Source organism: Emticicia aquatilis, assembly GCF_014644295.1.
GTDB classification, from domain to species: Bacteria; Bacteroidota; Bacteroidia; order Cytophagales; family Spirosomataceae; genus Emticicia; species Emticicia aquatilis.
Genome location: NZ_BMKK01000002.1, coordinates 644,787 through 666,228, shown reverse-complemented (window position 1 = coordinate 666,228; position 21,442 = coordinate 644,787). Strand labels below are relative to the sequence as shown.

Genomic DNA, 21,442 nt, shown 5'->3' with positions numbered 1-21,442 from the left:
TATTGTTGTCATCTATGACTGGGCCACATTATTCGACAAAATAGCCAAATTTATCTGCTTTTCGTCATATTAAAACCGATAAAATAATGTTTTTTATCAAAAAAATACTAAAATTGTGTTTTGGCTTTTTTTAACAACTCAATTAACTTAAATTTGCGAAAATTAAAACTACAGTAATCACTAAACTCAAATACAATTACTTATGGATTCTATGATTGTTTACCTTGTTCCATTATGCGGCGTAATTGGCTTGCTCTACACAGCTTGGCGATTCAGTTGGGTATCGAGCCAACCTGCTGGCGATGCCAATATGCAAAAACTCTCAGGCTATATTGCCGACGGAGCGATTGCATTCTTGAAAGCAGAATGGAAAATTTTGGCGTACTTTGCTATTCCAACGGCTATTCTTTTGGCTTGGTTAGGTTCGTCTTCACCAAATTCATCTTGGATTATTTCTATTGCCTTTATTATCGGAGCTGTGTTTTCGGCTGTGGCAGGATATATCGGGATGAAAATTGCAACCAAAGCAAACGTTCGTACGGCACAAGCGGCTCGTACATCGTTGGCTAAAGCACTTCAAGTTTCATTTACTGGTGGTTCGGTAATGGGAATGGGAGTTGCTGGTTTGGCAGTTTTAGGTTTAAGTTTATTATTTATTGTTTTTTATAACTATTTCGCAAAAGGTGAAGCTCTGACTTCAGAAAATATGAGAATCGCCATCGAAGTTTTGGCTGGTTTTTCATTAGGTGCTGAATCAATCGCTCTTTTTGCTCGTGTAGGTGGTGGTATTTACACAAAAGCTGCCGACGTAGGTGCTGACCTTGTTGGTAAGGTAGAAGCTGGTATTCCAGAAGATGACGTTCGTAACCCCGCAACAATTGCCGATAACGTAGGTGATAACGTAGGTGACGTAGCAGGTATGGGTGCTGACTTATTTGGCTCGTATGTTGCCACAATTTTAGCAACAATGGTACTCGGTCAAGAAATCAACGTTACTGATAATTATGGTGGTTTCTCGCCAGTATTACTTCCGATGTTGATTGCTGGTGTTGGTTTGTTGGCTTCTTTGGTTTCTACATTCTTTGTACGTATCAAATCTGAAACATCTTCAGTACAAGCCGCTTTAAATATCGGTAACTGGGCTTCAATCATCATTACATTTGTTGCTTCATATTTCTTAGTAAAACATATTTTACCAGAAACACTTTCGCTACGTGGTCATGAATTTACATCGAATGGTGTGTTTATGTCAATCGTTGTAGGTTTAATTGTAGGTGCATTGATGTCAATCATCACAGAATATTACACTGCGATGGGTAAACGTCCAGTACTTTCAATCATTGAAAAATCTGGTACTGGTCACGCTACCAATATCATTGGCGGTTTGGCGGTTGGTATGGAGTCAACAGTTCTTCCAATCTTGACTTTGGCTGCCGGTATTATTATGTCATATTATTTTGCTGGTCTTTATGGTGTTTCGATTGCTGCTGCTGGTATGATGGCTACAACTGCCATGCAATTGGCAATTGACGCTTTCGGTCCGATTGCTGATAACGCAGGTGGTATTGCTGAGATGTCTCAATTACCTCCAGAAGTTCGTGAACGTACAGATAATTTAGATGCAGTAGGTAACACAACCGCAGCAACAGGTAAGGGTTTTGCGATTGCTTCGGCGGCTTTGACTTCATTGGCTTTATTTGCCGCTTTTGTGGGTATTGCAGGTATCAAAGCAATTGATATTTATAAAGCTCCAGTTTTAGCAGGTTTGTTTGTGGGTGGAATGATTCCATTTATTTTCTCGGCTTTGTGTATTTCTGCCGTTGGTAAAGCTGCGATGGAAATGGTGAATGAAGTTCGTCGTCAGTTCCGTGAAATTCCAGGAATCATGGAATACAAAACTGAACCTGAGTACGAAAAATGTGTAGCGATTTCGACAGAAGCTTCAATAAAACAAATGATTTTGCCAGGTGCAATTGCTTTGGTTACGCCTGTTTTAATCGGTTTTGGATTTAGAGGAGTATTTGCAGATACATCTTCGGCTGAAATTTTGGGTGGTTTGTTGGCAGGAGTAACTGTATCAGGTGTATTGATGGGGATTTTCCAATCAAATGCTGGTGGTGCATGGGATAACGCAAAAAAATCATTTGAAAAAGGTGTTGTAATTGGTGGAGAAACGTATTACAAAAAATCTGAGCCACACAAAGCATCAGTAACTGGTGATACAGTAGGTGACCCATTCAAAGATACTTCTGGGCCATCAATGAATATCTTGATTAAATTGATGTCAATTGTTTCGTTGGTAATTGCTCCTTATATTGCTGTCACTTCATCTGAAACTGCAAGTGCTGAAGAGGCTACTATTGTTGAAGCTCCTCTACCAACAAGTATCAACAAAGTGTTATCAACAGGTGCAAACCTTAACTTTTTGGAAGGAGGAATCGAAGACCAAGTTATTAAGTTTATCGAAGACCCAAGTGCTGAAGCAGGAAAAGACAACTGGTTCAACTTCAAAGCTTTAAATTTTGCTTCAGGAAGTAATGTGATTGACTCAACTTCAATGAATGAAGTAAAAAATATCGCTGAAATCTTGAAAGCATTCCCAAATGTGAATATCAAAGTTGGTGGATACACTGATAATACTGGCGATGATGCAGCAAACTTGAAACTTTCGAGCGAGCGAGCAGCAGCGGTAAAAGCAGCATTAGTTGGATTGGGTATAGCTGACGCTCGTTTAGAGGCTGAAGGCTATGGCGAACAACACCCAGCAGCGAGCAATGACACAGAAGAAGGACGCTCTCAAAACCGTAGAATTGCGGTGAGTGTTAGAAAGAAGTAAAATATTAAGAGAGAATTTAAGGAAGACTTCGATTATAACGGAGTCTTCCTTTTTTATGACAAATTGGCGTTTTCCCAATCTAAATAAATATCATTGAGTGATATTTCAACATCAACAGATTTCAGTTCAATAACATCTTCGAGTTTGTTGTAAGAACGATATTGCCAGAAAACTGCATTTTCGGGCTTAAAAAAAACTTCAACTAAAATTTCGTTTTGAGAAACAAGTACGTATTCTCTAAAAGAATCGATTGTTTGATAGGCTTGAAATTTACCTTGTCGGTCGTACAAAGCTGTTGAGTCAGATAAAACCTCAACGATTAAAATCGGATTTTTGGCTGCCTGTGGCATTTCAGGAAAAACTTCTGTTTTACCACAAACTACAAAACTATCTGAATAAACAAACTTTTCTTCAGAAATCGCAATTTTGGCATCACTATTATAGGTTCTACAAGTTTTTCGTTTTGCGATTATTGAATTACTTATACATCTTCCTATATTACTTGAGAGCAAACTATGATTGAGCGTTCCATCCGCCATTGCGAATATTTCTCCATTATGATATTCAAGTTTTTCTAAAGAATTGGCCTCCATTTCGAGGTAATCTTCAATCGAATACTTATATTTCAACGCTGCTTCTCCCATTTTGATATATTTTAACGAAAGCAAAAATAACAATTTCTATCGACAACTATCAATTTGAGCATAAAAAACGCTTCCATTATCGACTTTAAAACCAGCATTTAGTTCAATCTTATTGCTTGCACTAAATATTACATTTGAATAGTTAGTGATTGTGGCTGTACTTGTAATAGAATTGAGAGCATTATAAAAACTTGGTATAGTTATTTGACCGCTCACAGTTAAGTTTTGTTCATTTCCACAAGCCGAAATCTGATATATTTTGTCAAAAGTAGCTACATAAAGTTCTCCATTTTTATCTTCACCAAAAGTGGTTGGAAAGTTCATCAAAACGCCCTTAAAATCATTGCTTATTGTTCCGTTTGGGAGCCGTTTTAATAACCAAAATTTTCCAGAATTGTAATCGGCATAACAATAAAAGCCAGATAAAGATGGGTATTTTGTACCTCTATATACATATCCGCCAGTCACAGATGCTGCTTGATTTCCATTAAAATTGTATCCAGCATAGTCGATGATTGGCATGGTGAGTGTATTTTGATTGGGTGGACAGTTTTGAGTTAAATGAAGCATGTTGCCTTCATAGCAACTCCAACCGAAATTTCTTTCTTCAAAGCTACCAAAAGGTATAAAACTAACTTCTTCATAACTATCTTGTCCCACATCACCAATCCATAAATCACCCGTTTGACGGTCGAAAGAAAATTTCCAAGGGTTACGCAAGCCAATGGCTATAATTTCATCGGGAATATTATCATTTGGTTGTTGGTAAGGGTTTTCAACTGGAATGAGATTTGGGGAATTAACATCAAAACGCAAAATTTTTCCTTTTACTGACGCCATATTTTGAGCATTGCCAAATTCATCACCATCTGTATTTCTCGCCCCCGAAGCACCATCACCAGTAGTGGTGTAAAGGTATCCATCTTTTCCAAATTCTAAATCACCACCTTCATGACCGTTATTGTCAGGATAACTGTAAAGTATATTCTGCGAATTAATATCAGCTAAATTCTCATCTGAGCTTGATTTTTGAAATCTTGAAATAACACAACTTGCATCATTTGCCTTGTATTTTACATAAAAATAACCATTTTGGGCATAGTTAGGATGAAAAGCAACAGCCATAATCCAATTTACTTGATTAGTTAAATCTAAAAATGGAGTTGGTAAAACTTGGCCATTTACGATTATTTTTATCCGATTTCCATCAACTATAAAAAGTCGCTCGTCGTTTGCATGGGCAATGTCAACGATTGATGAAAAAGCACTGGAAACCAAATTTGCTTGAATATTGGGTGATTGTGCAAAAAGAAGCAATGGGCTAAAGATAAATAATAGTAAAGTTTTCATTTTGGGTTATGTCTAAAGTAAATTAAAAAAGGCAGCAAATTATTGCTGCCTTTCAAAATTATATTACAACATTTACAATCCGCTTCGGAACAACAATGATTTTCTTTGGTGTTGCACCTTCCAACCATTTAACTACTAATTCATTTTCTAAAACTAATTTTTCAATTTCTTCTTTGCTCATGTCAGCAGGGAAATTGAGTGTTGCACGAACCTTGCCATTTACTTGAATTGGATACTCGAATGAGTCTTCCACCAAATGTTTAGCATCGAAAATTGGGAATTGTTGTGCAGTAATGCTATCCGTATGACCTAAAACTTGCCATAATTCTTCGGTTACGTGTGGAGCATAAGGCGACAAAATAACCAATAATTGCTCAAGAATTGCTTTTTTATGACATTTTAGGTCAGAAAGTTCATTCACACAAATCATAAACGAACTCACCGAAGTATTGAATGAAAATGACTCAATATCTTCATTTACTTTTTTGATTGTTTTGTGCAAAGCCTTTAGTTCTTCTTTGGTTGGTTCGGCATCAACTACCAAATTTTTACCATTTTGGTCGAAGAACAAACGCCATACTTTACGCACAAATCTATACGTTCCTTCGATACCACGAGTATCCCACGGTTTGCTTTCTGTCAATGGCCCCAAGAACATTTCGTAAAGACGGAATGTATCAGCACCATAACGCTCAACGATTGTATCAGGGTTTACAACATTAAACTTAGATTTTGACATTTTTTCTACCTCCGAACCACAAACATACTTTCCGTCCTCTAAGATAAATTGTGGGTCGTCACCAATATCATTTCGTGTAGCTTTGAATTTCTCTACGTTTAAAACATCATTATCTACAATATTTACATCAACATGAAGTTTTGTTGTTTCATATTGGTCTTTCAAACCGTAGGAAACAAATGTAACTTTTTCAGAATCCTTCAAACGATAAACAAAGTTTGAACGCCCCATAATCATTCCTTGATTGATGAGCTTCATGGCGTATTCTTCCTGCGGCACATACCCTCTATCTTTCAAGAATTTATTCCAAAAACGGCTATACAACAAGTGACCAGTTGCGTGTTCTGTACCGCCCAAGTAAAGGTCAACATTTTGCCAATAGTCAATCGCTTCTTTTGAAGCAAACTCTTGGTCGTTATGAGCATCCATGTATCTGAACCAATACCAGCTACTTCCTGCCCAACCTGGCATGGTACTTAGCTCATATTCATTCCCTTTATAATTCCAACCTTCGGCACGGCCGAGTGGAGGTTCGCCATCTTCGGTTGGTAAATATTTGTCAATTTCTGGTAAAACCAATGGCAAATCTTCTTTATCAATTAAATAGGGAAGACCATCCTTAAAAAACACAGGAACAGGCTCGCCCCAATAGCGTTGACGAGCAAAAACCGCATCACGCAAACGATAATTCACTTTACCTTTACCAATACCTCTTTCTTCCAACCATGCAATCAATTTGGCGGTTGCTCCCTTGTATTCAAGGCCATTTATCATGCCCGAATTAATGTATTTCCCCTCTTTGGTAGCATCGGCTTGGGTTTCAATATCTGCTTGAGCATCAAGTATTTGTACAATTGGCAAACCAAAATGGGTAGCAAAATTCCAGTCACGTTGGTCACCAGAAGGTACACCCATAACTGCTCCAGTTCCATAACCTGCCAATACGTAATCTGCAATCCAAATCGGCACTTTTTCGCCACTGAAAGGGTTGATACAATAACTTCCAGTAAATGCCCCCGAAACCGTTCTTACATCAGACATACGGTCGAGTTCTGAACGTTTTTGCGTTTCAGAAATATAATTTTCGATGCTTTCTTTTTGTTCGGGTGTTGTCAAAGAAGCTACTAATTCATGCTCAGGAGCTAAAACCATGAACGAAACACCATAAATGGTATCGACACGAGTCGTGAAAACTTCGATTTTCGAATCAGCATTGCTTTCAAGGGCAAACTTTACCATTGCTCCAACCGAGCGACCAATCCAGTTTTTTTGTTGCTCTTTTAATGAATCTGACCAATCAACCAAATCCAAACCACTAATCAAGCGGTCGGCGTAGGCTGTGATTCTCATTACCCACTGCTGCATTTTTTTCTGAATAACTGGGTAGCCACCACGCTCCGAAACGCCATCTTTTACTTCATCATTCGATAAAACCATTCCCAAAGCTGGGCAGAAATTTACTACCGAATCAGAAAGATAAGTTAAGCGATAATCAAGTGAGATTTTATATTTTTCGGTTTCGCTTAATGCTTTCCATTCCTCAGCTGTAAAACTTGGCGTTTCGTCATTACAAGCTGCTTTTACACCAGTTGTTCCATTCTGCTCAAATTTTGCGTATAAGGTTTCAATGGCTTCGGCTTTATCCGATTCTTTATTATACCAAGAATTGAACAATTCCATGAAAATCCATTGTGTCCACTTATAATATTTTGGGTCAGAAGTTCGCACTTCACGACTCCAATCGTAGCAGAAACCAATTTTCTTTAACTGACTAATGTAAGTCGAAATATTATTTTCGGTTGTGATTGCTGGGTGCTGTCCTGTTTGGATGGCATATTGCTCGGCTGGAAGTCCAAACGAGTCAAACCCCATTGGGTGAAGCACATTAAAACCTTTCAGACGCTTGTATCTTGAATAAATATCGGTTGCGATGTAGCCCAGTGGATGCCCAACGTGCAGGCCAGCTCCGGAAGGATACGGAAACATATCCAACACATAAAACTTAGGCTTTGTGTGGTCGATTTCTACTTTGTAAGTTTGGTTTTCTTCCCAAACCTGTTGCCATTTTTTTTCAATTTCACGATGGTTGAACTCCGACATTTCTTGAATTAGCTTTTTGCTATTAGCCGTTAGCTATTAGCTTTTTTTAGAATATTTTAAAATCTTGATTAAAAACAATAAACAACTTATGCTAAAAGCTTATGGCTAATAGCTAAGTGCTTAAATTTTTACACAAAAATACAATTTTAAAGCTGTATCGTTGTTATTTTGTGTCTACAAAATCAAACCTTTTCAATCTTATGTCCAGAAAGGTAATAATCTCGCTGGTTTTTATTTTAGCAATAGCTTTATTATCAGTGTTTTATGCGAAAACAAAGACACAAACGTCGCCATTAGTTCTAATGACCGATTTTGGGGTAAAAGATGGTGCAGTAGCAGCCATGAAAGGTGTTGCATTGAATTTATCCCCTGATTTGACTATTCATGACCTTACCCACGAAATTCCTGCCTACAATATTTGGGAAGGTGCGTTTAGGTTACAACAAACTGCTCCCTATTGGCCAACTGGGACCGTTTTTGTATGTGTAGTTGACCCAGGAGTAGGGACAGAGCGTAAATCAATTATTCTGAAAACCAAATCCAACCACTATTATGTTGGCCCCGATAATGGACTTTTTACATTAGTTGCTGAAAGTGAAGGCGTTGAAGAAATTCGAGAGATTTCGGCGGCTAATCGTTTGCCTAATTCTCAAAATTCTTATACTTTTTTTGGGCGTGATGTGTTTGCTTATTCGGGAGCAAAATTGGCTTCTGCTGGAATTGACTTTGAAGAAGTAGGGGAGAAAGTGCCTGACAATAAGTTAATTATGCTCGAATATCCAAAGCCTAAATTTGAAAATGGATTAATTTCGGGGGGAATTCCGATTTTGGATATTCAGTACGGAAATGTTTGGACAAATATTGACCCAAAAACTACGAATCAGCTTGGATTAAAGATTGGTGATAAGCTTTCGGTGAAAATTTTTGATGGTGAAAAGAAGGTTTTTGAAGGACAAATGCCTTATGTGCATACATTTGGCGATGTAAAAGAAGGAGAAACTCTATGCTACATGAATAGTTTATTGAATTTGTCTTTTGGAATCAATATGGATGATTTTTCAAAAAAATATAATGTTGGCAGTGGCACAAATTGGCGAGTTGAGTTAAAGAAGTTGTGAAATATTTATCTGCAAATTTATGGCACCGCAACGGCGGACCGTGCTGATTATGCGGATGTACCAACGCTGATTTTACGGATTTTTTAATTAAAATCAGCGATTATCAGCGTTAAATTTATTTATCAGCGTTATCAGCGTGCCATTATAAATCTGTTGCATTTTAAAACTCACAATACAGATTTTATATCATACATTTCAGAAATTACTTTAAAAGAATCCATCAACGCATTAAATCTGATTTTATCTACATTTGTAAGTATATCTGTTGGAATACGGCTATTGGTTTCGATTTTTAAACCTCTTTTTTGTAAGAACAATTTAGCCGAAAAAGGGTAAAAAGTATGCGTCACTCTATCCATCATTGTCAGAATGGCGTGTAATTGATTCAATTTTTCTGTTCGGCCATTCGTGAAAAATTCATTTAATAAATAGCTGTAAGGTTCAGGGTAGAAGTTGGCTGAAATTGGAGAAATACCTCTTGCACCAGATTCGAGTGAGTCGAGAGCAGTGGCAGTATCAGCGTTGTAAAGTCCAAAATTTGTTCCTTTTACGGCGTCTGATTTTCGCTCGAGTGAAATAGAGTTACAGCTTGTATCTTTGTGATACACAAAACGCCCAGTCGAAGCCATCCATTTGAGCATATCAGTACTTAAAAGACGTTTATAAGGAACTGGACATTCATAAACTCCCAAAGGAATATTGCCTGTTTCGTTCATAATTTCCTCCAAACGGATTTTTAATACATCATCACTTTCATCGGGTTCTACAAGCATACTTGTAATTAAAATCACAGCATTTATGCCCGTATCGTATATTTTTTTGATAAAATCTGTATTTGTAGCACCGCCTCGATTAAAAGTTCCAGTGGCAACAACCGGCACTTTATCTTGACAAAACTTAACGACACTACTCGTGAGCAGTATTCGTTCTTCGGTTGTGAGTTGATACATTTCGCTCGAAAGACAGTTGGCAAACATACCATTTGAACCAGCATCAAGATACATATTAGTCAGCCTTTCTAAGCCAACTATATCAATTTGATTGTTGGATTTGAACGGCGTAATCATCACAGGCCAAAGCCCTTTGGGTAATAAATTCATTGTTTAAGGAAGGTTGAATATTGTTTTGTTGAATATAGTTCAGTAAAAAATTGCCTTTATAGACTCAATCAAGTTTTATCAAAAATACTTGCTTGGTTTTTATGCCATTTGCTAAGTTTTCTAAAAGTCTGTTAAATGCAATCGTTTTTCCATCATGCGATATAACTAAATTAGTTGGCGATGGTGTGCTTGATTTTGAAATGATTCGTAATCGTGTATCAAAATCAAGGTCATTGATTTTAATTTCACAAATACTTCCATTCCAAATATAAAATATACTTTTGCCCGAAGGATGCCATCGAACACTTCCTTCAACATCAGATTCGTGAAAAGTAATTTGTTTTGGATTCCCACCGTTTGGTGAAATTGTGAATATTTGTTTGATATTTTTTTCATCTTTTGCCAAAAAAGCAAGCAAACTTCCTTCAGAGTTTGACCTGACAATTCCCGTACAACCTACATTTAGCTTTTTGGCAGTAAAAGTTAAACGTCTTTGCGAAGCACCCTTTGGTGGTTGAGGTAATTGAGATTCCGTACCTTCCAAAGGACCGAATTCGCCATCAATTTCAATGTTTTCTGGAATATCGACTATAAAAACTTCATCAACATTTTCTCCATTTTCTGTTTTTATAGTTCCAATAAATGCACGAGCCATTTGGCGAGTTCCATCTGATTTCAAATAACCATTTTTACCAACCCAACTATCACCCGCTGCATGGCTTATTTCATCGCTACCATTTTTCGGATTTGGCACAACTTTCACTACCAAGGCCGAAAACCACTCACCCGAAAGGTTTTCTCCATCATTTTTATCTGAAATGTTTACTGATTTTCCTTTCTTTGAAACCCCAATCGTGCGTAAGTTTTGTTTTTGAACCGTAGCATCTTCGAGAGACTTCATAATGGCGTCGTTGTAGGTAAAGCCAATCCAGTTGCCGTCTCCACTAAATTCGTGTCGATGAGTTCCGCCTCTCAATGCACCTTTTGAAAATGGAAAGTTTATGTCTCGGGCATCAACAAAAATCGGGTTTTCGTTTCTTGACTCATCAATCATTACTCCAGTGCGTCGCCATTGTTGATATGGATTTTGCTCAGTAACATTGTTTAAGCCATGAATAAAAATAATCTGATTGGCAACTGGCGAATAACTTGCTGCACCAACGCCAGGGCCGAAAATTTGATGATTTTTTACTTCATAAACTAACCTCTTTTCTCCAGAATTTACATTCACTTTCTCAATCTTTGCCGATGCGGCAATTCCACCTTCATCGGTGCGGGTATCATACACTAACCATTGATTATCAGGCGAAAAATTATCGTTATTATCTAAATCGTGGTGGTAGCTTAGGTCGTTGGTTAATTGTATTTCAGGTAAAAAACGCATGGTTTTACAACTTGTCAATAAAAGAAAAATTAAAGAAAAATAGCTTCGCATAGCTTCGAGGTTATTTGTTTTGTGGCTGGCTAATCACCCCCAAATATCTGCCCAGCCAGTAGGGGAGCAACCAAATATCGCCCGCACTATGTTCCGAAGTTCCGTTTCCTTTTGTTCGGTCTAGATTAAACATATTGGCATTATGTCTCTGAATTGGTCGTTCATCAGGCGGTAATACTTCTTTGATGGTTTGGCTGCGGAAGTTAGTAGAAATTTTGTCAATATCCTTCCTGTGGCTATTCATAATTGTCCAGTCGATGAGGTCGAGAGGGTGTTCTTTCAAATACCAAGTAGCTTCGTTTAAATCAAAACTTTGTGTGCCTGTCACGGCAGTAAAAATATTCCACAAACCTTCTTTTTCGGGGCGTTCGGCTTGCCAATGGTCGATAATTGCTTTTTTATAATGAGCTTTGAGCGTGTCATTTAAAGTATAGCGATATAAACCCCAATAACCCAGAAAATACATTTCATCGTCGGAATGATTCCACGCATCCGACATTTTTTTGCTGTGTTCGTCGGCATCTTCGGGGGCATAACCAATTTGTTTCATTGGTCGCATCAAATTTTCAAAATAGCCATGTTTTTTCATCAATTCCAATGCTTTTACTTTATAAATCGGCTTTTTTGTGAAATAATAAGCCGTTTGAAGCATGGCAATAATATTCGATGAATTGAGTTTTCGGTCGCCAACATTGGTCGGGAAAGCATTTACATAACTCGGATTCCAACGCCCCCAAGCGGTTGGTTTTCCATCATAATCAATTAAATACAAATCGTTTCGCACGATATGCCCCATGAGCGTATCAATGAGGGCAACTGCACGTTTTTTGAGGTCAGGTTCTTTGATTAGTTCGGCCATTGCACCATAGACAAAAATATGTCCGATAGCCTCATCGCTGCTGGTGGTTGCTTTCCAGTCCCATTCTTTGTTTGGCGAGTGTTGCCAGCGGTCGGGGTCGGCGAGTTGTTGAATAAATCCACTTCGCTCAAACGAACGAGCAGGAAAGCCAGCAATCGGATTAATGGAATAAAGCCTTTCCATAGCATCAAGCGATTCTCGACAGTTTTGTAAAGCATCCACTTCTTTCGTAACCACATACCGAAAAATCTCTGCCCCCAAATACATCGAAGTCCAAAGCCCATCATTATCGGAGTCAGCCAAATAACCAGTTGCAAGATTTCCTTTTTCCATGTTATCAAGCGAGGCATTGAAACCGTTTCTTATGTGTCGGCTTCTGACTTGTTTTTCAAAGAAAACGGCTTTATCGTGCAAGGTCATTTGTTTGAAACAAATTTGAGATAGTCCGTTATCGCTAACAATTAAAACAGAATGCTCTGGACCGTCGGAGATGTGTTTGATTAGATTACTCGTTAGCCATCTTTCACCATTATAATAGTCAAATTTTCCGTCTTTTTTCAAGGCAAATGCTCCGTTGGTAGTGCCAAACCAAACCTTTTCACCAATACTTTTAATGGTCGTAATTTCGGTCGTCGGTAGTTTTGTTTGCATGATGCCAATCTGCTTTTTTGTGGCAATATTTACCAAGAAATAGCCATCATTTGTACCGATGTAGAGGTTTTTATCGTCTGCTGAAAAATCAAAAGCAGTAAAATCGTTTCCTTCAAAAATCAGTTCGGTTTTCTTAGTTTCGGCTGAAAAAGTTGAAACTGACTTTCTACCTAAAATCCAAAAAAGATTAGTCGAAAGATGAAATTTTAGGTCAATAATTTCATCTTTAAAATCGGATAATGTCCATAAAGTCTGTGTTTTATCAATCAACTGAAGGGCTTTTCCATTTGAGATAAGAAAATTGAAATTTTTGCCTCCAACAAATAATTTTGCATCAGAAAGCTCATGTTTGGCAAATAAACTTCCTGCCCAAGCATTGCTGAAAACTGTTTTATCATCCAAGAAGACGAATTGCTTTTCGTACAAACTAATTCCTTTGATATTTTTATTTTGAATAGTTCTGTAAGTATTATCTGCAATCAGATTTCCTGCATAAAGAAATTGTCCATCGTGCGGAACTAATAAACCTGCCGAGGAATATATTTTAATATTGCCATTTCGGTCTGAAAAGGCTTTTTGCGGTGAAACTGCATCGTTTTTGCTGTAAAACTTGATGCTATAATCTTGTAGAAAGGGTTTGTCTTGATAAACTGGTTGTTTTGTTTGAGCCAGAACAAGACTCATTTTTAGTAAAAATATGAATAAAAGTATGTTTTTCATTTGAGGCGAGGATTTGATATGAAATCAATTAAGTGGAATTTTTTGAGGATTTACAACAACATATTTGATAGACTTTTTATCTTTTTCGAGATGATATGAATAAGTGATATGCAATAATCCGTCAGCAGTTTGAATCAATGAAGGATACGAAAAACTTCCTTTGTTAGGTTCTACTTTTTCGAGATAAGTCTTCCATTTCCAAGTTTTTCCTTCATCATCTGATAAAAATAAACCAATGCGGTAGCGACCGTCATCAATATCATTTCCAACAAAAGCCCAGCGGCCATCTTGCAGCACCAAAAGTTCAACACTTGCAGTATTTGGAATAGTGGTTTTGGCGCTTACTTGCCAAGTTTCACCATTATCTTTTGATTCGCTTGTGTGTACTCTGGCGGGGTCATCGCCGCTATCACGCATGAGAGCATATAAGTTGCCGTTTTTCTTTTGAATAATGGCTGGTTGAATCGGCCCACGACCCACCAAAGGCAAACTTGGTCGCCAAGTTGAGCCATCATCATCAGAAATCGCCATTATCGACATATTGAAGCCATCGGAATATAATGGTAAAATTATTCGTTTATTGGGCAAAAGGAGCGGTTTTATGCGAGTCATCCAGCCGAAACTACGTTTTACGGGGTCGTTACTCGCAGCAATGATTGATTCATCATATTTTGGTGCGTAACCTGCCCAACCTGCTGTGCTGGGTGGTGTTTCTTTCAGTCTTTGGGCAACTTCTTTTGCAAAATTATCATCGGGTTTTAGTAAAATATTATCTTGCCAATTCCAAATTGGTGGACCACTTTTCTGAGATTCGGTCGAGGTACGAAACCTTAAAATTGATTGTTCCCATTTATTGGCTTGAACAGCAATCCAAACCAAGAAAAGCTTTTTTTCGTGGTTCAAAAAAAGTATTGGATTACAATCGGGAATATTGGGCGTATCTGCCATCAAAAATGGTTCTGACCAAGCTGTTTTACCTTTTTCAAGTCTTGCACCCATCAATTTTACATCATCAGATGTGCGTTCACCGCTGCCGTGAAACCAAACACACAGAAAGTCGCCATTAGGTAATGACACAATACTACTGGCATGAACATGTTTTTCTTGAATCGGAAAAATAAGTGTAGATGATTGAATAGCAGGGTTTTGTGCAAAAAGGACTTGTGTAGCGAATAGTAGAAAAAATTGCAAAAAAGAATAGTTTCTCATATTTAATGGCTTAGGTTATAAGTGTTTTGAAAGAGAATAAACTGTAAATCAAACCGTTGACTCGTGGTCTATCGACTGTGGACTACCCATATTTCAAATTTATTAGATTTTATTGAGTATTTATTAAAAAAAATCAAGAATATTACGTGACTTTTTTCAACCTTCTAAATCAAGCCTCTTTTCAGACATGAAATCTATTTCAATCAAGACATTTATTTGTTTTTTAATTTACCTTTTTAATGTTAATGTTTTTGCTCAAAATGCAGCTGTTACACCACAGACAGCACTAAAAAGTTATTTATTGAATAATGATAAAAGTTTTCAGTGGGAATTGAAAGACTCCTCGGCAATGGGGAATGTAATGATTTATCAGCTATTGCTCACTTCGCAAAAATGGCGAAACTATACTTGGCGACACCAACTAACAGTTTTTGTTCCTAAAAACCGACAATATAATGATGCTCTTTTGTTTATAACTGGTGGCTCAAATAAAGACGAACAACCCAATTGGAGTAAATCAGATGGTTTATGGCCTTCATTGGCGGGAGTGGCTGAAAAAAATAAGGCAACAGTGGCTTTGATTCGTCAAGTACCAAACCAACCGCTTTATGGAAATTTGACAGAAGATGCACTTATTTCATATACTCTCCATCAATTTAAACAAGACAAAGATTACACTTGGCCATTGTTGTTTCCGATGGTAAAATCTGCTGTTAGGGCTATGGATGCCGTGCAGGAATTTACGAAACAAAAGCAAAAGTATGAAGTAAATGGCTTTGTGATTTCGGGTGCATCAAAACGTGGTTGGACAACTTGGCTTTCGGCTGCTATTGATGATAAACGTGTGAAAGCGATTGCTCCGATGGTAATTGATATGCTTAATATGCCAGCTACTCTTAATTATCAATACACAACTTATGGCGAATATAGCATTGAGATAGAAGACTACGTAAAACTGGGCATTCCGCAAGGGACTGATACCGAAGATGGAAAAGCAATTACGGCAATGATTGACCCATTTTCATATAGAAGCAAGCTAAATGTACCGAAAATGATTTTTATAGGTACTAACGATGAATATTGGACAGTTGACGCCATTAAACACTATTTGGACGAAATTCCTGGCAAAAATATGATTCATTATGTGCCGAATGTTGGCCATAATTTAGGCGGAGGAAAACAAGCTTTTGAAACTTTGAGTGCTTTTTTCGGACTTACGGTTTTGAATCAGCCGTATCCAGTAAATTCATGGGAAATAAATTCTAATAAAGTGACTGCTGAACTGACGGTTAATGCCATACCTGAAAATTTGGTTGAAGCAACTTTATGGCAAACGACTTCCTCTGACCGAGATTTTAGAAATAATCTTTGGCTAAGTAAGAATATCAAGTTGAAAGATTTACCAAAAATTACAGCTTCATTACCGCTTCCCAAAAAGGGGTACCAAGCATTTTATGTAGAAACTAAATACAAAGACCCAAATGGAGGAACGTATAGTGTTTGTACTCGTGTGTATGTGACTGATACAGAAAAGGTTTTGTAGAAAAAAAACACCCGAAAGAAAATCACTTTCGGGTGCAATTTTGCTTATTCGTCACTCGTCATTCGAGAAATTCGTCATTTCTATTTATTTCGCCAATCAGGTTTTCTTTTTTCTTTAAAGGCCAAAATTCCTTCTTTGGCATCTTCTGATTCTCTGATTTCTTGCAGAATACCCAGAAGATAATGATGTTGCTCGTTTTCGGGTAGGTTTTGAAAATTATTGATAGCTTCAAAACCTTTCTTTATAGCAAATGGAGAGTTTTCTAAAATGCTGTTTATCAAGTCATTTGTGTCTTGGTTGATAGTTTCTTTGGTAGAAAGGTGGGTCACGATTCCCAGCTCAAAAGCTTCTTTTGCTAAATAGTTTTTGCCCAAAATGGCCATTTCCATTGCTTTACGCTGGGGCATGATTTTGAGTAAAGTCGCCATTACTTGCATCGGAAAAATCCCTCTTTTTACTTCTGGTAAACCAAACAAAGCATCATCGACTGAAATTACGAAGCTGCATCCGCCAATAATTAAAAATCCACCCGCCAAAACACTTCCTTCAACTTTGGCAATACAAGGTTTTTCAAGATTTTTGAAAGCATCACCAATCGTAATTTCTTTCGTGGGCTTTGGCAAACTCTCATTTTTAATATCTAAAGCTGGATTTTGAAAAATGGTCAAATCCATACCTGCACAAAACGCTGGTCCTTCGGCTTGGATTAAAACACACCAAATATCATTTGATTGATGGGCAAATTCTAATGCAAACGCCAACTCTCGGAGCATGGTAGGAGTGAAGGCATTGCGTTTTTCAGCACGATTAAGCGTGATTGTAAATAAATTACCATCCTGCTGAGTTTTTATCAACTGAAACTCAACGGAGTGAAATCTTTGTATGTCAGAATTTGTATAAAACATTATGCTATTAATTCTTGAAAAGCTGATATGAAATGTTCAATATTATACTCCCCTTTAGGGGGCGGGGGTATCAAATTCTCCATTGGCATATTACCCACCAATTCATCAGCCGCCATTGGGCAACCTCCGTAACCCAAAAATGCACCATCAAATCTTCTACAACCTGCGTTATAAGCTGCATCTACTTTTTCCTGCCAAGCATCAGGAGTTGTGTGCAAATGAGCTCCAAATTCAAGTTTGGGATATTTGGGAATTAGGTTTTCAAAAAGATATGTAATTGACTCAGGCGTTGCAACTCCAACCGTATCTGATAAAGAAAAAATCTTGATGCCCAGTTTTTGCAATTCATCAACCCAATTTATGGCAATTTCAGCATTCCATTCATCACCGTAAGGATTACCAAAGCCCATCGAAATGTATATAACCAATTGTTTATCAGCTTTTTCTGTAATTTCTTGAATCGCTTTTACTCTTTCCAAAGATTCAGCTATAGTTGCGTTTGTATTACGAAGCTGAAAGGTTTCTGAAATTGAAAACGGATAACCCAAATAAGAAATTTGCTCAAATTGGCAAGCTTCAGTTGCTCCACGTTCGTTAGCGATGATTGCCAAAAGTTTGGTTTTGGTTTGGCTCAAATCTAAACCTCGCACAACCTCAGCAGTATCAGCCATTTGTGGAATTGCCTTTGGCGAAACAAAACTCCCAAAATCAATGGTATCGAAAAGATTACTTTCAAGCAGTAAATTGATGTATTTTATTTTTTTTTCAGTTGGAATAAAATGCTTTATTCCTTGAATCGCATCTCGTGGACATTCAATTAATTTCATACCCCTAACCCCTAAAGGGGGATTTGCTGATTCTCTAATTTTATTTAGGATGTCATTTATATTTATAAAAACTTCTTGATTTGTAAATCTTAAAATTTTTAAGCCATTTGCTTTGATAAAATCTTCTTTTTCTAAGTCGTTTTGAAGGACTTGGGGTAATCGATGAATACTTCCATCAAGCTCTATGACTAATTTTACTGAGTGACAATAAAAATCAGCTATGTACTGACCTATTGGATGTTGTCTTTTAAAACGTAAACCATCCAATTGATTTTTGCACAGATAATTCCAAAGTAAATCTTCAGCAGGTGTAGGATTCGCTCTGTTCCTTTTAGCAAATTCAAAAATTTCTGGATTAGCTCCATAGAACATATTTTCCATGTTGTCTTGCATAGCTTTGAAACCTCCGCTTTAAAGATTAATTTGAATTCTAAGTTAAATTTATCGAGAATTAGGTATTCCCCTTTAGGGGTTAGGGGTGCTTCACAATCTCTCTACTAATAACCAATTTCTGAATTTCAGAAGTTCCTTCTCCAATAGTGCAAAGTTTGGCATCACGGTAGAATTTTTCGGCTGGAAAATCTTTGGTATAGCCATATCCACCATGTATCTGAATACCTTCGGTAGCTACCTCAACGGCTGTTTCAGATGCAAAAAGTTTGGCCATTGCTCCTTCTTTTGTCATTTTTTTGCCTTGATTTTTGAGCGTTCCTGCGTTGCGGGTCAATAATTCTGCTGCTTCAATTTTAGTTGCCATTTCGGCCAGTTTGAAGCTAATTCCTTGGAAATGAATGATTGCTTTGCCAAATTGTTCTCTTTCTTGGGCATATTTTAAAGCTGCTTCATAAGCACCATGAGCAATTCCAAGTGAAAGTGCTGCAATAGAAATTCGTCCACCATCTAAAATTTTCAAAGATTGCACAAAACCATCGCCGATGTGTCCCAATACATTTTCTTTATGTACTCGGCAATTATCGAAAAATAAACAAGCCGTTTCGCTGGCACGCATGCCGAGTTTATTTTCTTTTTTACCTGCCGTGAAACCAGGAGTGCCTTTTTCTATAATCAAAGCAGTCATGCCGTGAGAATCTCCTTTCGCTCCAGTTCTTACAATTACTACCGCCACCTCTGAGCTAATTGCATGGGTAATAAAATTCTTAGAACCATTCAATACAAAATAATCGCCATCTTCAACTGCCGTTGTTGACATTCCACCAGCATCAGAACCAGTTCCCGTTTCAGTCAATCCCCAAGCCCCAATCCATTCGCCTGATGCCAGTTTTGGTAAATATTTTTGTTTTTGTTCTTCGTTGCCGAATGTTAAAATATGATTAGTACAAAGCGAGTTATGAGCCGCTACTGATAAACCAATTGAGCCACAAACTTTTGAGATTTCGTCCAGAATGGTGATATATTCTTGATAACCAAGCCCAGAGCCTCCATACATTTCAGGCACAAGTATGCCCATGAAACCATATTCTCCCATTTTATGAAATAATTCAACTGGAAAAATCTGTGCTTCATCCCAGTCCATTAAGTGTGGGCGGATATAGTTTTCTGCAAAGTCTTTAGCACTTTGACGAATCATTTCCAATTGTTCGTCAATTTCAAATTCTACGTGTGTCATATTAAATTTTAGGTTTGTTGATAAATTAGTTGCAAAACTAATCATTGTTTTGGCAACTATTTAACATATTTGCAGAAAAATTGTTTAAATCTTAGAGAAAATATAACTATTTTGCTTCATCAACGAAATATAACAAGAATTATGCTAAAAATGGAAGATTTATTGAAGGAATTGACTGAGCGGTATGAGAAATTAAAATTAGGCGGAGGAATAAAAAAAATACAAGCCCACAAAGCCAAAGGAAAACTAACCGCTCGTGAAAGAATAGAATATTTGGTTGATAAAGATGCCGAATTTGTTGAGTTTGGCACTTTTGCGGGCGACGGCATGTACGAAGAAGAAGGTGGCTGTCCAAATGGTGGTTGCGTGTGCGGAATTGGTTACGTCAGCGGAAAAATGTGTGTGATTGTATCGAATGATGCTACTGTAAAGGCAGGAGCTTGGTTTCCAATTTCTGCAAAGAAAAATCTTAGAGCTCAAGAGATTGCGATGGAAAATCATTTACCGATTATTTATTTAGTAGATTCGGCGGGAGTTTATTTACCTATGCAAGCTGAGGTTTTTCCTGATAAAGAGCATTTTGGACGAATTTTTAGGAATAACGCTCACATGTCATCGATGGGTATTCCGCAAGTAGCTGCTATTATGGGGAGTTGTGTTGCAGGTGGTGCGTATTTGCCAATTATGTCTGATTATGCTTTGATTGTTGAAGGAAGCGGCTCTGTTTTTTTAGCTGGTTCGTATTTGGTGAAATCTTCGATAGGAGAGGATATTGACAACGAAACGCTCGGTGGTGCAACTACTCACTGTGAGATTTCGGGCGTGACAGATAACAAGTTTCCGAATGATGAAGCTTGTTTAGACGAAATTCGTAAGATTTTTGATAAAATGGGGCATTTTGATAAGGCTGGTTTTGATAGAAAAGAGGCAGTTCTACCAACGAAAGACCCAAAAGAAATTTACTCAATCTTACCGACTGACCGCACAAAACCTTATGATATGCTCGAAGTTATTGAGAGAATCGTCGATAATTCAGAATTTGACCAATATAAAAAAGGTTATGGGCAAACAATTTTATGCGGATTGGCAAGAATCAATGGTTGGGCAGTTGGTATTGTGGCGAATCAAAGAAAAATTGTGAAGTCTAAAAAAGGCGAAATGCAAATGGGCGGTGTTATTTACTCTGACTCTGCCGATAAAGCAGCACGTTTTATTATGAACTGTAATCAACAGAAAATTCCATTAGTGTTCTTTCAAGATGTAACAGGTTTTATGGTGGGTAGTCGCTCAGAGCATGGTGGAATCATTAAAGATGGTGCAAAAATGGTGAATGCAATGGCTAATTCGGTTGTGCCGAAATTTACGTTTATCATCGGGAATTCTTACGGAGCTGGAAATTATGCCATGTGCGGAAAAGCTTATGACCCACGTCTGATTTATTCTTGGGTAACTGGCCAAATGGCGGTAATGAGTGGAGCATCAGCCGCTAAAACTTTGGTTCAGATTCAAACAGCAACGCTAAAATCAAAAGGTGTGACGATTGGCGAAGACGAAGAAAAAGAATTATTGGATAAAATTACCGACCGATATAATTCTCAGTTGAGTCCATATTACGCTGCATCAAATCTGTGGGTGGATGGCGTAATTGACCCACTCGAAACTCGAAAAATCATTTCAATGGGAATTGAGGCCGCTAATCACGCTCCTATTACGAAGCGATATAATGTTGGTGTGATTCAGACGTAGCAGTCGCTCCCTTTGATAATATTGTAGAGAGTA

Annotated in this window: 14 protein-coding genes; 4 read left to right on the top strand and 10 right to left on the bottom strand. The window is 37.6% G+C overall.

Going from position 1 to position 21,442, the window contains the following annotated elements:
• The first annotated feature begins 211 nt into the window (after window positions 1-211).
• A complete protein-coding gene (locus IEX65_RS06940) occupies window positions 212-2,836 on the top strand; it encodes a sodium-translocating pyrophosphatase (protein ID WP_374757853.1) in 2,625 nt (874 codons plus the stop codon).
• Window positions 2,837-2,889: 53 nt separating this feature from the next.
• Here IEX65_RS06940 and IEX65_RS06935 read toward each other — a convergent pair whose 3' ends face one another.
• Genes IEX65_RS06935 through leuS form a run of 3 tightly spaced genes read right to left on the bottom strand, consistent with a single transcriptional unit; the run spans window position 2,890 to window position 7,669 of the window.
• Entirely contained in the window at window positions 2,890-3,480 is a 591-nt protein-coding gene (locus IEX65_RS06935; protein WP_188765293.1) for a Uma2 family endonuclease, read from the bottom strand.
• Window positions 3,481-3,516: 36 nt separating this feature from the next.
• On the bottom strand, window positions 3,517-4,830 hold the full coding sequence (locus tag IEX65_RS06930; protein WP_188765292.1) for a PQQ-dependent sugar dehydrogenase: 1,314 nt from the start codon (window positions 4,828-4,830) through the stop codon (window positions 3,517-3,519).
• Between the two features lie 58 nt (window positions 4,831-4,888).
• Entirely contained in the window at window positions 4,889-7,669 is a 2,781-nt protein-coding gene (gene leuS / locus IEX65_RS06925) for a leucine--tRNA ligase (protein WP_188765291.1), read from the bottom strand.
• 200 nt (window positions 7,670-7,869) lie between these two features.
• Between leuS and IEX65_RS06920 the strand changes: the two genes are divergently transcribed.
• Entirely contained in the window at window positions 7,870-8,787 is a 918-nt protein-coding gene (locus IEX65_RS06920) for an SAM hydrolase/SAM-dependent halogenase family protein (RefSeq protein WP_188765290.1), read from the top strand.
• Window positions 8,788-8,954: 167 nt separating this feature from the next.
• Here the strand turns inward: IEX65_RS06920 and IEX65_RS06915 are convergent, their stop codons facing one another.
• From IEX65_RS06915 to IEX65_RS06900, 4 genes are all read right to left on the bottom strand, one after another.
• On the bottom strand, window positions 8,955-9,887 hold the full coding sequence (locus IEX65_RS06915) for a dihydrodipicolinate synthase family protein (RefSeq protein ID WP_188765289.1): 933 nt from the start codon (window positions 9,885-9,887) through the stop codon (window positions 8,955-8,957).
• A 64-nt stretch (window positions 9,888-9,951) separates the two neighbouring features.
• Window positions 9,952-11,271 carry a DUF3748 domain-containing protein gene (locus IEX65_RS06910; protein WP_229250551.1) on the bottom strand — a complete coding sequence of 440 codons (1,320 nt, stop codon included), beginning with the start codon at window positions 11,269-11,271 and terminating at the stop codon, window positions 9,952-9,954.
• Window positions 11,272-11,332: 61 nt separating this feature from the next.
• The gene (locus tag IEX65_RS06905) at window positions 11,333-13,552 is read right to left on the bottom strand and encodes a ligand-binding sensor domain-containing protein (RefSeq protein ID WP_188765287.1); all 2,220 of its coding nucleotides are present in this window, start codon (window positions 13,550-13,552) and stop codon (window positions 11,333-11,335) included.
• A 24-nt stretch (window positions 13,553-13,576) separates the two neighbouring features.
• The gene (locus IEX65_RS06900) at window positions 13,577-14,761 is read right to left on the bottom strand and encodes a sialidase family protein (protein WP_188765286.1); all 1,185 of its coding nucleotides are present in this window, start codon (window positions 14,759-14,761) and stop codon (window positions 13,577-13,579) included.
• 187 nt (window positions 14,762-14,948) lie between these two features.
• On the opposite strand from IEX65_RS06900, the gene IEX65_RS06895 reads away from it, so the two are divergent.
• Complete coding sequence (locus IEX65_RS06895) at window positions 14,949-16,304, top strand: PhoPQ-activated pathogenicity-related family protein (RefSeq protein ID WP_188765285.1); 1,356 nt, start codon at window positions 14,949-14,951, stop codon at window positions 16,302-16,304.
• An 80-nt stretch (window positions 16,305-16,384) separates the two neighbouring features.
• On the opposite strand, the gene IEX65_RS06890 is transcribed toward IEX65_RS06895, so the two are convergent.
• The 3 genes from IEX65_RS06890 to IEX65_RS06880 all read right to left on the bottom strand — a co-directional run bounded on the left by IEX65_RS06890 (window position 16,385) and on the right by IEX65_RS06880 (window position 19,663).
• Entirely contained in the window at window positions 16,385-17,209 is an 825-nt protein-coding gene (locus IEX65_RS06890; protein WP_188765284.1) for an enoyl-CoA hydratase/isomerase family protein, read from the bottom strand.
• Complete coding sequence (locus IEX65_RS28170; protein ID WP_188765283.1) at window positions 17,209-18,429, bottom strand: DUF559 domain-containing protein; 1,221 nt, start codon at window positions 18,427-18,429, stop codon at window positions 17,209-17,211. The genes IEX65_RS06890 and IEX65_RS28170 overlap by 1 nt, the downstream gene beginning before the upstream one ends.
• Window positions 18,430-18,508: 79 nt before the next feature.
• A complete protein-coding gene (locus tag IEX65_RS06880; protein WP_188765282.1) occupies window positions 18,509-19,663 on the bottom strand; it encodes an acyl-CoA dehydrogenase family protein in 1,155 nt (384 codons plus the stop codon).
• A 141-nt stretch (window positions 19,664-19,804) separates the two neighbouring features.
• Between IEX65_RS06880 and IEX65_RS06875 the strand changes: the two genes are divergently transcribed.
• Complete coding sequence (locus IEX65_RS06875; RefSeq protein WP_229250549.1) at window positions 19,805-21,409, top strand: acyl-CoA carboxylase subunit beta; 1,605 nt, start codon at window positions 19,805-19,807, stop codon at window positions 21,407-21,409.
• The last annotated feature ends 33 nt before the right edge of the window (window positions 21,410-21,442 follow it).

Coding starts and splice junctions, on each gene's coding strand:
- IEX65_RS06875 (WP_229250549.1), top strand. CDS start 19,805: ATGCTAAAAATGGAAGATTTATTGAAGGAATTGACTGAGCGGTATGAG.
- leuS (WP_188765291.1), bottom strand. CDS start 7,669: ATGTCGGAGTTCAACCATCGTGAAATTGAAAAAAAATGGCAACAGGTT.
- IEX65_RS06890 (WP_188765284.1), bottom strand. CDS start 17,209: ATGTTTTATACAAATTCTGACATACAAAGATTTCACTCCGTTGAGTTT.
- IEX65_RS06940 (WP_374757853.1), top strand. CDS start 212: ATGATTGTTTACCTTGTTCCATTATGCGGCGTAATTGGCTTGCTCTAC.
- IEX65_RS06900 (WP_188765286.1), bottom strand. CDS start 14,761: ATGAGAAACTATTCTTTTTTGCAATTTTTTCTACTATTCGCTACACAA.
- IEX65_RS28170 (WP_188765283.1), bottom strand. CDS start 18,429: ATGCAAGACAACATGGAAAATATGTTCTATGGAGCTAATCCAGAAATT.
- IEX65_RS06935 (WP_188765293.1), bottom strand. CDS start 3,480: ATGGGAGAAGCAGCGTTGAAATATAAGTATTCGATTGAAGATTACCTC.
- IEX65_RS06910 (WP_229250551.1), bottom strand. CDS start 11,271: ATGCGTTTTTTACCTGAAATACAATTAACCAACGACCTAAGCTACCAC.
- IEX65_RS06915 (WP_188765289.1), bottom strand. CDS start 9,887: ATGAATTTATTACCCAAAGGGCTTTGGCCTGTGATGATTACGCCGTTC.
- IEX65_RS06905 (WP_188765287.1), bottom strand. CDS start 13,552: ATGAAAAACATACTTTTATTCATATTTTTACTAAAAATGAGTCTTGTT.
- IEX65_RS06895 (WP_188765285.1), top strand. CDS start 14,949: ATGAAATCTATTTCAATCAAGACATTTATTTGTTTTTTAATTTACCTT.
- IEX65_RS06930 (WP_188765292.1), bottom strand. CDS start 4,830: ATGAAAACTTTACTATTATTTATCTTTAGCCCATTGCTTCTTTTTGCA.
- IEX65_RS06880 (WP_188765282.1), bottom strand. CDS start 19,663: ATGACACACGTAGAATTTGAAATTGACGAACAATTGGAAATGATTCGT.
- IEX65_RS06920 (WP_188765290.1), top strand. CDS start 7,870: ATGTCCAGAAAGGTAATAATCTCGCTGGTTTTTATTTTAGCAATAGCT.